This is a genomic window from Burkholderia sp. CpTa8-5 (assembly GCF_017815045.1).
In the GTDB taxonomy this organism is placed as follows: domain Bacteria; phylum Pseudomonadota; class Gammaproteobacteria; order Burkholderiales; family Burkholderiaceae; genus Burkholderia; species Burkholderia sola.
Genome location: NZ_JAGIQD010000001.1, coordinates 440056 through 454525 on the forward strand (window position 1 = coordinate 440056; position 14470 = coordinate 454525).

Consider the following 14470-nt stretch of genomic DNA (forward strand, 5'->3'; position numbering starts at 1 on the left):
CCATGTACATCGGACTCGATCTCGGCACGTCGGGCGTGAAGGCGGTGCTGCTCGACCGTGACGGCGCGGTGCGCGCGAGCGCGAGCCGTCCGCTCACCGTGAGCCGGCCGCAGCCGCGCTGGTCCGAGCAGGCGCCGCGCGACTGGTGGGAGGCCGCCTGCGACGCGCTCGCCGCACTCGTGTCGGATGCGCGTACGGCCGGCATCGACCCGCGCGACATAGACGCGCTCGGGTTGACCGGCCAGATGCACGGCGCGACGCTGCTCGATGCGCATGGCGACGTGCTGCGCCCCGCGATTTTGTGGAACGACGGCCGGGCCGACGCGGAGTGCGACGAACTCGAACGGCTCGCGCCCGCGCTGCGCACGGTGGCCGGCAACATCGCGATGCCGGGCTTCACCGCGCCGAAGCTGCTGTGGGTGCGGCGTCACGAGCCCGACGCGTTCGCGCGCATCGCCTACGTGCTGCTGCCGAAGGATTATCTGCGCTACCGGCTGACCGGTGCGTTCGCGACCGATCCGTCGGATGCCGCCGGCACGCTGTGGCTCGACGTTGCGAAGCGCGATTACGACGACACGCTGCTCGCCGCCTGCGGGCTGTCGCGCACGCAGATGCCGGCCGTATTCGAAGGCAACCAGATCACCGGCACGCTGCTGCCGGCCGTCGCACGGGCGCTCGGCCTGCGCGAGATCCCGGTGGTGGCGGGCGGCGGCGACAACGCGGCCGGCGCGGTGGGCGTCGGGATCGTGCGGCCCGGCGATGCGCTGCTGTCGCTCGGCACGTCGGGCGTGTATTTCGCGGTGTCGGACGGGTTTCGCGCGAATCCCGAATCGGCGGTGCACAGCTTCTGTCATGCGCTGCCCGATACGTGGCACCTGATGTCCGTGATGCTGAACGCGGCCGGCTGCATCGACTTCACCGCGCAACTGGCCGGCTACGACGGCGTCGCGGCGCTGCTCGACGATGCCGAGACGAACGCCCGCGCGAGCCGCCCGTGGTTCCTGCCGTACCTGAGCGGCGAGCGCACGCCGCACAACGACGTGAACGCGAAGGGCGTGTTCTACGGGCTCACGCCCGATACGCGGCGCGCGGATCTCGCGAACGCGACGCTCGAAGGCGTCGGCTTCGCGCTGCTCGACGGCATCGACGCGCTGCATGCGGCCGGGCTCGCCCCCGACAGCATCACCGTGATCGGCGGCGGCTCGCGCAGCGCGTACTGGACGCAGATGCTCGCCGATCTGAGCGGCCGCGCGCTGACGCTGCGCGAAGGCGGCGAAGTGGGGCCGGCGCTCGGCGCCGCGCGCCTCGCGCACCTCGCGGTCGAACCGCGTGCGCGGCTCGACGACGTGTGCCCGCAACCGCCCGTCGTCGCGGTGCGCGAGCCCGATCCCGAGCGGCACGCGTGGTATCGCGACGTGCGCCGGCCGACGTTTCGCGCGCTGTATCGGGCGCTCGAACCGGTGTTTGCGACGGGCGCTTGACACGCACGTTGCAGTGAATCGATGCGGGCGGTGCAATCCGGCGGCCGCCCGCGGTTCGTGAGTGGTTCCATAACAAGGAGTGGAGACATGAAATCCGTGACGCGTCGTACCGTATTGAGTTCGCTTGCCGGCGCCGCCGCGCTGGCGATCCTCGCACTGGGCTCGCCGCTCGCCCATGCGAGCAAGGACAAGCCCGAGATCGGTTTCTGCATCGACGACCTGCGCGTCGAGCGCTGGTCGCGCGATCGCGACTATTTCGTTGCAGCGGCAACCAAGCTCGGCGCGAAGGTGTCGGTGCAGTCGGCCGACGCGAGCGAGGCGCGGCAGATTTCGCAGATCGAGAACCTGATCTCGCGCGGCGTCGACGTGATCGTCATCGTGCCGTTCAACTCGAAGACGCTCGGCAACGTCGTCGCCGAAGCGCGCAAGGCCGGCATCAAGGTCGTGTCGTACGACCGCCTGATTCTCGACGCGGACGTCGACGCGTATATCTCGTTCGACAACGAGAAGGTCGGCGAGCTGCAGGCGCAGGGCGTGTTCGACGCGAAGCCGAAGGGCAACTACTTCCTGTTGGGCGGCGCGCCGACCGACAACAACGCGAAGATGCTGCGCGAAGGACAACTGAAGGTGCTGAAGCCCGCGATCGACCGCGGCGACATCAAGGTCGTCGGCCAGCAGTGGGTACCCGAATGGAGCGCGTCGACCGCGCTGCGGATCGTCGAGGACGCGCTGACCGCGAACAATAACAAGATCGATGCGATCGTCGCGTCGAACGACGGCACGGCCGGCGGCGCGATCCAGGCGCTCGCCGCGCAGCATCTGGCCGGCAAGGTGCCGGTGTCCGGGCAGGATGCGGATCTGGCCGCGGTCAAGCGGGTGATCGCCGGCACGCAGACGATGACCGTCTACAAGCCGCTGAAGCTGATCGCGAGCGAAGCCGCGAAGCTGGCGGTCGATCTCGCGAAGGGCACGAAGCCTGCGTTCAACGCGCAGTACGACAACGGCAAGAAGAAGGTCGACACGGTGCTGCTGCAGCCGACGCTGCTGACCAAGCGCAACGTCGACGTCGTCGTGAAGGACGGCTTCTATACCCAGGCCCAGCTGGCGAGCCAGTAAGCGTACGACGGACGCGACGCGCGGCCGCCGCGACGGCGGCCGCTTACTGCGAGGCAATGAACGAATGACGGAACCCTTGCTGACGATGCGTGGCATCGTCAAGGCATTCGACGGCGTGAAGGCGCTCGACGGTATCGACCTGACCGTGCGCCCCGGCGAATGCGTCGGGCTGTGCGGCGAGAACGGCGCCGGCAAGTCGACGCTGATGAAGGTGCTGTCGGGCGTGTACCCGCACGGCACGTGGGACGGCGAGATCCGCTGGGAAGGCGCGCCGCTCGTGGCGTCCGGCGTGCGCGACACCGAGCGCGCGGGCATCGCGATCATCCATCAGGAACTGATGCTCGTGCCCGAACTGTCGGTGGCCGAGAACATCTTCCTCGGCAACGAGATCACGCTGCCGGGCGGGCGCATGCACTTCGCGGCGATGGTCCAGCGCGCGGAGGAACTGCTGCAGGAATTACGGATCGACTCGATCAACGTCGCGCAGCCGGTGATGAACTACGGCGGCGGCCACCAGCAGCTGATCGAGATCGCGAAGGCGCTGAACAAGCGCGCGAAGCTGCTGATCCTCGACGAACCGTCGTCGTCGCTGAGCGCGTCGGAAACGCGGATCCTGCTCGACATCGTGCGCGACCTGAAGCGGCGCGGCGTGGCGTGCGTGTACATCTCGCACAAGCTCGACGAGGTGGCGGCCGTGTGCGACACGGTCACCGTGATCCGCGACGGCCGCCATGTCGCGACCGAGCCGATGGCCGCGTTGACCACCGACCGGATCATCGCGATGATGGTCGGCCGCGAGATCCGCGACCTGTATCCGCGCGAGCCGCACGAGATCGGCGACGTCGTGCTCGACGTACGCCACGTGACGTGCCGCGACGTGACGAACGCGCGCCGCAAGCGCGTGGACGACGTGTCGTTCAGCGTGCGGCGCGGCGAGATCGTCGGCGTGGCCGGGCTCGTCGGCGCGGGGCGCACCGAGTTGATGCAGGCGATCTTCGGCGCGTATCCGGGCGCGTGCACGGCGACCGTGACGATGAACGGCCGGCCGCTGTCGATCCGCTCGCCGGCCGACGCGATCCGCGCCGGCATCGCGATGGTGCCCGAGGACCGCAAGCGCCACGGCATCGTGCCGCAGCTCGGCGTCGGCCACAACATCACGCTCGCGGTGCTGCAGCGCTTCGCGGCGCGCGGGCGGATCGACGCGGCCGCCGAGCTCGACGCGATCCGCACCGAGATGCAGCGGCTGTCGGTGCGCGCCGCCCACCCGTTCCTGTCGATCGCGAGCCTGTCGGGCGGCAACCAGCAGAAGGCGGTGCTCGCGAAGATGCTGCTGACCGAGCCGCAGGTGCTGATCCTCGACGAACCGACGCGCGGCGTCGACGTGGGCGCGAAGGCCGAGATCTACCGGCTGATCTTCGCGCTGGCCAAGCGCGGCGTCGCGCTGATCGTCGTGTCGTCGGAACTGCCGGAAGTGCTCGGCCTCGCCGATCGCGTGCTGGTGATCGGCGAAGGCGAATTGCGCGGCGATTTCGTCAACCAGGGCCTCACGCAGGAACAGATTCTCGGCGCCGCGCTGAAGCCCGCGCGGCTGCCGGCCGAACCCACCGCAGCGAGTGCGACATGAATTCCGAACTTTCTTCCTCGACCCCGGCGACGCCGGATGCAGACGCCGGCCGCGCGCCGCGGCTGCCATTGCGCCACGTCTTCACGCGCTACAAGGTGCTCGCGCTGCTGTTCGCGGTCGTCGCGATCTGGGCGTTCTTCTCGGTGCTGACGGACGGCGCGTTCGTCACGCCGCGCAACGTATCGAACCTGCTGCGGCAGATGTCGATCACCGGCATGCTCGCGTGCGGGATGGTGTTCGTCATCATCGCGGGCGAGATCGACCTGTCGGTCGGCTCGCTGCTCGGGCTGCTCGGCGGCGTCGCCGCGATCCTCGACGTCAACCGCCACTGGCCGGTTGCGGCGACGGTCCCGGCCGTGCTCGCGCTCGGCGTGCTGATCGGACTCTTCAACGGCTGGTGGTCGACCTATCGGCGCGTGCCGTCGTTCATCGTGGGGCTCGGCGGGATGCTCGCGTTTCGCGGCATCCTGCTCGGCGTGACGGGCGGCTCGACGATCGCGCCCGTGTCGGACGGCTTCGTGTTCATCGGGCAGGGTTATCTGCCGCGTCTCGCCGGGGACGGCCTCGCGGTGCTGCTGTTCGTGGTCGCGACGCTGCTGGTGGTGCGGCAGCGCGGCACGCGGCGGCGCTACCGGCTCTCGGTCGCGCCGTTGTGGCAGGACGTCGCGAAGATCGTCGGCGCGGGCGCCGTGCTGTTCGCGTTCGTCGCGACGCTCGACCGTTACGGCGGCATTCCGGTGCCCGTGCTGCTGCTGCTCGTGCTGCTCGGCGTGTTCTCGTGGATCGCGACGCAGACCGTGTTCGGCCGGCGCATCTATGCGGTGGGGTCGAACCTGGAGGCGACGCGGCTGTCGGGCGTGGACACCGATCGCGTGAAGCTCGCGATCTTCGCGCTGATGGGGCTGATGTGCGCGTTCGCCGGCCTCGTCAACACGGCGCGGCTCGCGGCCGGGTCGCCGTCGGCCGGCTCGATGGGCGAACTCGATGCGATCGCTGCGTGCTTCATCGGCGGCACGTCGATGCGCGGCGGGTCGGGCACCGTCTACGGCGCGCTGATCGGCGCGCTCGTGATGGCGAGCCTCGACAACGGGATGTCGATGCTCGACGTCGACGCGTACTGGCAGATGATCGTCAAGGGCGCGGTGCTGGTGCTGGCGGTGTGGATCGACGTGGTGTCGCGGTCGAACCGGCGCTGACGTGCGGGTCGGCGCCGGTCGGTCGCGAGTCGACGAAGAGGACGACCATGGAACGAAACACGATGCGCGCGGCGGATGTTTCCGTGCGGGTGGCCGGACCGTTCGCGATGCCGGATGCCGGTTCCGTGCTGGGCCTGGATGACCCGCGCGACCGGCAGGTGATCGCGGATGCACTGCGCGCGCTGCTGCGCGAGCGTTCCGAAGCGCTCGCGTTCGCGATGCGCATGGCTGACCAGTGCGGCCGGCCCCGGCCCGATGCAGCCGATTTCGCGCTGACCGACATCATTCGGCTGGCGCGCGTCGTCGAGCGAGTCGAGCGGGACGGTGCGTCGCAGCGCGCTGCCGTTGCCGCGGACGCGCGTTGAAAGGCGAGGCGGCTCCGACGCGCGGGCCGCGGACCGAATGCGCCGCGCATGCCGCGCGGTCGACGCTCAACGCGGCGAATCGAATCGCACGCCGATCAGCGGACGACGATTCCCCGAATCGCGGGCTGACACGGCCGTTTCCTTACAACGCGTAATTGACCCGCCCGATCCCGACGCGCACCATGCGCGATTGCCGCCGCTTCCCGCCACTGTCATCGTTTGCGTTCAGGATCGCATGACGTGTGGCGGCCGGAGCCGGTGCAGGCGAAGCGGGGCGCTTCCGCAGATGCCTGACCGACCGCCGTCTGCTTCGCCGTGCCGGGACTTCCGGCGACAGCGGCACACTTTCGACGAAGTTCGAACCCAGGGCCGCGCGCGAGCGCGGCCGCAACGACCAAGGGAGACGCATGAGCGGCAAGGACTGGACGAAGGACAACGCGATGCGCGAAGCGGTCGCGCATCGCACGGGCGACGCTTCGCAACCCGAATGGATGTCGGACGACGCGATGTCGCGGCGCACGTTTCTCCACAGTCTGGGCGCATGGGCGATGCTCGCCTGCGGCGGGACGTTCGGCGGTGCGAGCGCCGCATTCGCCGCGGTATCGCAGGGCTCGACGGCGGCCTTCGTCCATCCGGGCCTGCTGCATACGCAGGCGGATTTCGATCGCGTCGCGCAAAAGGTGATGACGCACGCGCAGCCGTGGTTCGACGGCTGGTCGGTGCTGATCGCGAACGGCCACGCGAGCCAGTCGTGGCAGCCGCGGCCGCAGGTCGAGATCGATCGCGGCGGCAGCGGGCCGCAGAACTACGGAATCCTGTACAACGACGTCGCCGCCGCCTATGCGTGCGCGCTGCGCTGGAAGGTGACCGGCGACAAGCTGTATGCGGACACGGCCGTGCGGATCATGAACGCATGGGCGGCGACGCTGAAGCGCCTGGGCGGCGATTCGAACGTCGACCTCGCGGCCGGCCTGTACGGCTACGAGTTCGCGAATGCCGGCGAGATCATGCGCGGCTATCCGGGCTGGGCGGCCGCGGATTTCGCCGCGTTCCAGCGGATGATGCGCACCGTGTTCTACCCGATCAACACCGATTTCCTGCATCGTCACAACAATACCGAGATCACGCACTACTGGGCGAACTGGGACCTGTGCAATATCGCGTCGATCCTCGCGATCGGCGTGCTGTGCGACGACCGCGTGCTGTTCGACGAGGCGATCGACTATTTCCGCGCGGGGCCCGGCAACGGCGCGATACCGCAGGCGGTGTATTACCTGCATCCGGGCCATCTCGGCCAGTGGCAGGAGAGCGGCCGCGACCAGGGGCACAACACGCTCGGCATCGCGCTGGCCGGCGCGATCTGCGAGATGGCGTGGAATCAGGGCGTCGATCTGTACGGGTACGACAACAACCGTTTTCTTGCCGGCGCCGAATACGTCGCGAAAGCCAATTTGCGCCAATCGCCCGACGGCCCGTTCTTCGACGTGCCGTACGTCACCTACTCGAACGTGAACGTCACGCAAACGCAGTTCGCGACCGGCGGTCAGGGCGGGGTCCGGCCGTGCTGGGCGCTCGTGTACAACCACTACGTGAACCGCAAGGGGCTCGCGGCGCCGTGGTCGAAGCGCTTCGCGCTCGCCGCACAGCCCGAGGGCGGCGGCGGCAACTACGGGCCGAACAGCGGCGGCTACGATCAGCTCGGCTACGGCACGCTGATGTATACGCGCGATCCGGCCGGCCCGGCGCCCGCACCGAGCGGGCTCACCGCGCACGCGAGCGCCGGGCGCGCGGTGCTGTCGTGGTGGGGTGTCGCGAACGGCACGCACTATACGGTGAAGCGCGGCGCGGCGTCGGGCGGCCCGTACGCGACCGTCGCGACCGGCATCGTCGATCCGCTGACGTGGACGGACAGCCCGGCCGCGGGCACCTGGTATTACGTTGTGAGCGCAACCACGCCGACCGGCGAAACGCAGCATTCCGCGGAGGCGCGCGTGGTGACCGGCCAGCAACTGCAGATCTGGCTGCCGTTCGACGAATCGCGCGGCGTCACCGCCGCCGATCGCAGCGGCAACGGGCACCCCGGTACGCTGGTCGGCGGGGCGGCGTTCGCGCCGGGGCGCAGCGGCAATGCGCTGTCGCTCGACGGTGCGGGCAGCTACGTCGCGCTTGCGGCGGGCGTGCTCGCCGACGTGTCGGATTTCACGGTCGCGGCATGGGTGTGTGCGCGCACCGTGCGGAAGTGGTCGCGGGTGTTCGACTTCGGCTCCGGTGTCGGGCGCTACATGATGCTCACGCCGCTCGCCGACACCGGCGCGCTGCGCTTCGCGATCACGGTCAACGGGGCGCACGGCGAGCGGCGTATCGATGCGAAAGCGCCGCTGCGAGCCGCGCAGTGGACGCACGTGGCCGTCACGCTGGCGGGGACGACGGCCACGCTCTACGTCGACGGCGCAGCAGTCGGCAGCGCGGCCGACGCGTTTCTCGCGCCGTGGCGGCTCGGTCCGACCGCGAACAACTGGATCGGGCGGTCGCAGTTCGCGGCCGATCCGGCCTTCGACGGTTTGGTGAGCGATTTCCGCGTGTACCACGGTGCGCTGACGGCGGGGCAAGTCGCCGCGCTTGCGCGGTAGGGGCGCGCCGCACGCCAAGAGGGGTCGAGACGCCCGACGCCGGATTTCCGGCGGCGGGCGTTTTCGATTCCCGTTCGATTTTCCGGGCAGGTACCTTCAAGCCTGAGTACGGTCGGCGCAACGGCGCGGGCTCGGCGAAGGCGGTGATTGCGGACACGTATGTCGATGGCGGCAAGGCGGCCCAGGCGCGTGCGATCGGCGGGATTCGTCGCCGATACCGAAATGCAAGTGGCGAGCGTGACGGCACTGGCGCGCGCCGTTGCCGTTCCGATCCGATCCGATCGGGCCAGCAGTCGGCGCAATGCATGCCGGTCGTGACCGCTTCGCATGACATGCAATACGCTATTCTGTCGTCCTCAACCGCCAGCCCGATCCGATGAAGCGTCCGTCGTTTTCCACCCAACTCGTCATGCTCTGGGCACTCGTCGCGGCGCTGTGCGCGACGCTGGTCGCGGTCGTCTGGGTTACGGCGAGTTCCGCCGAGAGTCAGCAGGTGGCCAGCGCGAAGGCCGCCGGCGCGTCGGCCTGCGAAGCGGTCGCGTCGCGTTACGGCGCGTCTTCCGCGTCGGCGGGCGCCGGGCCCGCCCCGGACCTGATGCACGCGATCCTCGACATCGTGCTGTCCCGCGCGCCGGACATGGAGGGCGGGTTCTGGATGCCCGACGCCGCCCCGGCGGCGAGCGGCTTTCTCGCGTATTCCTTTCCGACTTATCAGGGCAGCGGCGTCAAACACGACGTTCCGGAAGCGGAAACGCCGCTGATCCTCCGCACGCTGCGCGCCGCGGCCGCGACGCATGCCGCGACGGCGAACGTCGTCGAAGGCGCGCAGGATGCGGTGATCGCGGCGGCCTGTCCGGTACGCGGCGGATCGGGGCTGTACGTGTGGATGCTGACGCGTGCGCGCCCGCCGCTGGGCCGGCACGGGGAATTGCTGGCCACGGGCCTCGCGGCCGTGCTCGCGGTGATTCTGGCGATCGCGGCGGCGCTGGCCGTGGCGCTGCGCCGATGGAAGCGCAATCTCGCGCGGATCGAGAGCGGGCTCGGGCCCGACGGTCGCGAGCATCAGCTGCCGTACGTCGGCGAACCCGATCTCGACCGCGTCATCGATGCGTTCAACGAGCGGGCGCGGCGCGCCGACCTGCTGCAACAGCAGGCCGACGAACTGCGCACGCGCCTCGCGCAGGCCGAGCGCTTCGGCATGCTGGGGAAGCTTGCCGCACAGGTCGCGCACGAGATTCGCAATCCGATGGGCGCGATGCGGCTGAAGGCGGAAAACGCACTGGCCGGCGATGGCCGGCGGCAGCAGGACGCGTTGCGCGTGATCCTCGCGCAGATCGAGCGCATCGATGCGCAATTGTCGAGCCTGCTCGCGCTGACGCAGCCGGTGCGCCCGCATGCGACACGGGTCGACGTCGACGCGTGGCTCGCGCAGGTCGTCGATGCGCACCGCGAGTTCGCGCAGCGGCAAGCGATCGACCTGACGCTGTCGCTCGCGGGGCAGGGCGAGCGGCTCGCGTGGCCGTCGGATCGTCCCGCCTTCGATCCCGACCAGATGCGGCGGGCGCTCGACAATCTGCTGCTCAACGCGCTGCACCACGCGGGCGACGGCGGCGCGGTCACGCTCGCCGCCGAGCGGCGCGCGTTCGCCGGGCGCGACTGGCTGTGCATCACCGTGTCGGACAGCGGCCCCGGCGTGCCGGCCGCGCAGCGCGAGCGGATTTTCGAGCCGTTCGTGACGGGCCGCGCGGATGGCACGGGCCTCGGCCTCGCCGTCGTCCGCGAAGTGGCGGCGGCGCATGGCGGGCACGCGCGCCTCGACGGGGGCGCCGCATTCGTGATTGAAATTCCATGGCAAACATCCTCATAGTCGACGACGACGCGGCCTTCCGCGACAGCCTCGCCGAAACGCTCGCCGATCTCGGTCATCGGGCCGTCGAGGCCGCAACCGGTCGCGCCGCGCTCAGCGCGTTGCGCGACGGCGGCGGCATCGAATGCATCTTTCTGGATTTCCGCCTGCCGGATCTGGACGGGCTGGCCGTGCTCGCGCAACTGCGCGACGATCCTGCGCTGGCCGCGATTCCGGTCGTCATGCTGACGGCCCATGCGACCAGCGACAACACGATCGAAGCGATGCGGCTCGGCGCATTCGATCACCTGACGAAGCCGATCGGGCGTCGCGACATCGCGCAACTGCTCGAACGCATCGTGTCGGCGAATCAGCCGCCCGCGCTCGCGCCGCCTGACAGCGGTTTCGCGGGCGAACCGTCGGCGGATCGACCGCAACTGCTGGGCGTGAGCGCCGCGATGCGCGACGTGCAAAAGCAGGTCGGCCGCGCCGCGATGAGCGACGCGACCGTGCTCGTGACCGGCGAGACGGGCACGGGCAAGGAGGTGGCGGCCCGCGTGCTGCATGCCGCATCGGCCCGACATGCGGGGCCGTTCGTCGCCGTGAACTGCGCGGCCATCCCGGCCGATCTGCTCGAAAGCGAGTTGTTCGGGCATCGTCGCGGCGCGTTCACGGGGGCGCACGCCGATCGCGCGGGGCGGCTCGTCGAGGCCGACGGCGGGACGCTTTTTCTCGACGAGATCGGCGACATGCCCGCCGCGATGCAGGCGAAGCTGCTGCGCGCATTGCAGGAGCGCCAGGTGATGCCGCTCGGCGCGGATCGCCCGACCGCGATCAACATTCGCGTCGTGGCCGCGACGCACCGCGACCTCGCCGCGGCCGTCGCGAACGGCACGTTCCGCGAAGACCTGTTCTATCGGCTGAACGTCATTCCGCTGCACCTGCCGCCGCTCGCGGAGCGCGTCGCCGACATCCTGCCGCTCGCCGCGCATTTCCTCGGCAGCGCGGCAGGCATGCGCGCGCTGCATCTGACGAACGACGCGCAGCGCGCGCTGCTCGATCACCGCTGGCCGGGCAACGTGCGCGAACTGCGCAACGTGATGGAGCGGGCGGCCGCGCTCGCCCCCGGGCCGGCCGTCGGCGCGGCCGATCTCGGCCTGGCCGCCGTGCCGGCGCGCGCGTCGGGCGCCGAGGCGGTGCCGGCGCACCTGCTCGACATGCCGCTGCCCGATGCGCTGGCGACGGTCGAGCGCGCGGCGATCCTGCACGCGCTCGAGCGCGCGAACGGCAATCGCGCGGAGGCCGCGAGGCAGCTCGGGATCGGCCGCCAGTCGCTCTATGCGCGCATGGCGAATCTCGGGATCGAGCGGGACGACTAGTCGCGCCGTTTCGACCGTCGGGAATGCCGACATCCGGTGAAGCGACGTGTCGGGAAATCCGACACGTCAGACGTGCTTCGCGATTCGGCGCACGGCCACACGGTGCATCTCAGGCTGGCACGGGTATTGCGGATATCGATGCATCGCAACCCGTCGCCGGAGCCCGTCATGAAGTCGTACCTGCCTGTCGTTCGATCGCGGTCGCGGCGCCGTGCCGCCGTTCACCGGTCGTATCGCATGCTCTGCGCTGCCGCACTCGTTGCCGTCGCAACAGTCAGCCTGGCGCAGGTGCCGCCGGCGCCGCGTGCGGAAGACCCGGCCGGCGCCATGCCGTCGCCTGCTCCTCCCCGGCCTCGTGCGCTTGTGCCTGCCGCGCCCGGAAACGACGCCGCGTCGGATGCGCTGGTTTCCGGCACGCTGTCGCGGCTGACGATCAATCCGGAAGGCGCCGTCGACGGCTTCGTGCTGACCGACGGCACGCTCGTCCGCCTGCCGCCGCATCTCGGTTCGCAATTGACGGCGCTCGTGCGGTCGGGCCAGCGTGTCACGATAGCCGGCGAACGACACGTCGACGATGAAATCCGCGCACGCGTCGTCCGCAACGACGGCACCGGCGCGTCGCTGTCCGATCAGCCGCCCGCGCCCGTCGCACCCGTGCCGCCGATGCTGCGCGGCGTCAATCTCGCCCGCCTGAGCGTGTCCGGCGTCGTGCGCCGCGTGACGCACGCGCCGCGCGGCGAGCCGGACGGCGTGATGCTCGACAGCGGGACGATCGTCAAGCTGACCGTTCCGGCCGCGCAGCAATTCGGCGCGCTGCTCGTTCCCGGCGAGCGCGTGGCCGCGGTCGGTTACGGCACGCGCAATGCGTACGGCGAAGCGTTGCAGGCGACGGCGTTCGGTGCGCCGGGCCATGTCGTGAACCTCTACGACGATGTCGCGCGCTGATCGCGCGACGCTATTCCCCCATCCATCGAAAGGAGTCCTGTCATGCACTGGATCGATCCCGCGTGCCTGCCCGAAACGCGCGGCCGCGTCACGCAGTTCCTGCTCAATCCGCACGGAGAAATCGACGGCCTGATCCTGAACGGCGACCTCCAGGTGCACGTACCGCCGCATCTGGGCCGCGAACTGGTGCGTCATGTCGCGGTCGGCGACCGCATCCGCGTGCGGGGCGTCAAGCCGCGTCGCGCGGCGATGATCGCGGCCGTGCAACTGACCGGTCGCGGCGGCATCGACATCATCGACGCCGGGCCGGAGCACGCCGTCCCGAAGCCGCCGCGACCGCCTCGACAGCCGATGGAATCGAGCGGCGAAGTCGCGTTCGGGCTGCATGGCCCGAAAGGCGAGTTGAACGGTGCGTTGCTGACGAGCGGCGTCGCGCTGCGGGTGCCGCCGCATGCGGCTGAAGCCCTGCGCGACTATCTGCTTCCCGGCGTCCATGTGCAGGCGTGGGGCCACGGCGTCGTCACGCCGCACGGTACGACGCTCGACGTGAGCGAGATCGCCGAGCTCGTCGATGCGGATGCCGAATGAGCGTGTGACGGTGAGACGCCCATGAGACCGGCACGCGCGCTCGAGGCGCTCAACTTCTTCCTGGCCGACGTGCAGGCCGGCATCGGCCCGTTCATCGGCGTCATCCTGCTGTCGCGCGGCTGGGGCGCCGATGCGATCGGCTCGGTGATGACGCTGGCCGGGCTCGCCGCGATGGCCGCGACGCCGTTGGCCGGCGCGCTCGTCGATGCGGTGCGCGCGAAGCGGGCGCTGATCGTCGTGGCGACCGCGGCGACGGCGCTTGCGTCGCTGGCGATGCTGTTCGTCCACAGCTATCCGGCGGTGGCGGCGTCGCAGATCCTCGCGGCGGTCAGCGGCGCGGTGCTGGCGCCGGCCGCCGCGGGCGTGACGCTCGGCATCGTGCGCCGGCAGGGTTTCGACCGGCAGTTCGGGCGCAACCAGATGGCGAACCACGCCGGCAACGTCGCCGGGGCGGCGCTCGCCGGGTGGCTCGGCTGGCATGTCGGGTTCGATGCGGTGTTCGCGCTCGTCGGCGTGTTTACGGTCCTCGCGATCGCGAGCACGTTGGCGATTCCCAGGTACGCGATCGATCATGCGTCCGCACGTGGCCTCGATCCTGCCGGTGCTGCGCCGGCAACGGACGCGACGCATCCCGATGCGTTCGACGCGGCGTCGACGTCGCGCGTCGGCGGCCTGCGCACGCTCGCCGAGAGCCGGCCGCTGGTGCTGCTCGGCGCGTCGCTCGCGCTGTTTCATCTCGGCAACGCCGCGATGCTGCCGCTCTACGGGATGGGCGTCGTCGTCACGCATCGCAGCAACGCGAGCGCGTTCACCGCGCAGACGATCGTCATCGCGCAGTGCGTGATGATTGCGGCGGCGTGGCTCGCGCCCCGGCTGATCCGCGCGCACGGTTACTGGCGGGTGCTGCTGTGCTCGTATCTCGTGCTGCCGGTGCGCGGGCTGGTCGCCGCGACATGGATGAGCGAAGCGGGCGTGTGGCCGGTGCAGGTGCTCGACGGTATCGGCGCCGGTCTGCAAAGCGTGGTCGTGCCCGCGCTCGTGGTGCGCCTGTTGCATGGCTCCGGGCGCGTGAATGCCGGGCAGGGCGCCGTCGCGACCGCGCAGGGCATCGGCGCGGCGCTCAGTCCGGTGCTGGGCGGCATGCTCGCGCAGCACTTCGGCTATCCGGCCGCGTTCGTCGTGCTGGGTGCCGTGTCGACGGGCTCGCTCGCGCTGTGGCTCGGCCATGCGCGATCGCTGAGCAGCGCGTGCGGCAAGCCCGCCGATTTATCGGCGACATCGTCGTGACAGCGATGTCGAT

The 14470-nt window shown here is 70.2% G+C and carries 11 protein-coding genes; all 11 read left to right on the forward strand.

From position 1 onward, the window contains the following. Positions 1 to 2 precede the first annotated feature (2 nt). The 11 genes from xylB to J8I35_RS02030 all read left to right on the forward strand — a co-directional run bounded on the left by xylB (position 3) and on the right by J8I35_RS02030 (position 14457). Positions 3 to 1481, forward strand: coding sequence for a xylulokinase (xylB, locus tag J8I35_RS01980; RefSeq protein WP_209924316.1), 1479 nt, complete (start codon positions 3 to 5; stop codon positions 1479 to 1481). A gap of 87 nt (positions 1482 to 1568) precedes the next feature. Next, entirely contained in the window at positions 1569 to 2597 is a 1029-nt protein-coding gene (gene xylF, locus J8I35_RS01985) for a D-xylose ABC transporter substrate-binding protein (RefSeq protein ID WP_050016752.1), read from the forward strand. Positions 2598 to 2661: 64 nt separating this feature from the next. Continuing rightward, positions 2662 to 4221, forward strand: coding sequence for a D-xylose ABC transporter ATP-binding protein (xylG, locus tag J8I35_RS01990; RefSeq protein WP_050016753.1), 1560 nt, complete (start codon positions 2662 to 2664; stop codon positions 4219 to 4221). Continuing rightward, entirely contained in the window at positions 4218 to 5417 is a 1200-nt protein-coding gene (locus tag J8I35_RS01995) for a sugar ABC transporter permease (protein WP_209924317.1), read from the forward strand. The genes xylG and J8I35_RS01995 overlap by 4 nt, the downstream gene beginning before the upstream one ends. A 47-nt stretch (positions 5418 to 5464) precedes the next feature. Further along, positions 5465 to 5782 carry a hypothetical protein gene (locus J8I35_RS02000; protein ID WP_209924318.1) on the forward strand — a complete coding sequence of 106 codons (318 nt, stop codon included), beginning with the start codon at positions 5465 to 5467 and terminating at the stop codon, positions 5780 to 5782. A 491-nt stretch (positions 5783 to 6273) separates the two neighbouring features. Beyond that, positions 6274 to 8412 (forward strand): LamG-like jellyroll fold domain-containing protein, encoded by a 2139-nt coding sequence (locus J8I35_RS02005; protein ID WP_209924498.1) that lies wholly within the window; start codon positions 6274 to 6276, stop codon positions 8410 to 8412. A gap of 376 nt (positions 8413 to 8788) precedes the next feature. Then, a complete protein-coding gene (locus J8I35_RS02010; protein WP_209924319.1) occupies positions 8789 to 10279 on the forward strand; it encodes a HAMP domain-containing sensor histidine kinase in 1491 nt (496 codons plus the stop codon). Continuing rightward, positions 10261 to 11637: a sigma-54 dependent transcriptional regulator gene (locus tag J8I35_RS02015; protein ID WP_209924320.1), complete on the forward strand. Its 1377-nt coding sequence runs from the start codon at positions 10261 to 10263 to the stop codon at positions 11635 to 11637. The genes J8I35_RS02010 and J8I35_RS02015 overlap by 19 nt, the downstream gene beginning before the upstream one ends. Before the next feature lie 363 nt (positions 11638 to 12000). Next, a complete protein-coding gene (locus J8I35_RS02020; RefSeq protein WP_235356275.1) occupies positions 12001 to 12582 on the forward strand; it encodes a hypothetical protein in 582 nt (193 codons plus the stop codon). A gap of 42 nt (positions 12583 to 12624) precedes the next feature. Further along, positions 12625 to 13170 (forward strand): hypothetical protein, encoded by a 546-nt coding sequence (locus J8I35_RS02025; RefSeq protein ID WP_089490443.1) that lies wholly within the window; start codon positions 12625 to 12627, stop codon positions 13168 to 13170. A 21-nt stretch (positions 13171 to 13191) separates the two neighbouring features. Further along, on the forward strand, positions 13192 to 14457 hold the full coding sequence (locus J8I35_RS02030; RefSeq protein ID WP_209924322.1) for an MFS transporter: 1266 nt from the start codon (positions 13192 to 13194) through the stop codon (positions 14455 to 14457). The last annotated feature ends 13 nt before the right edge of the window (positions 14458 to 14470 follow it).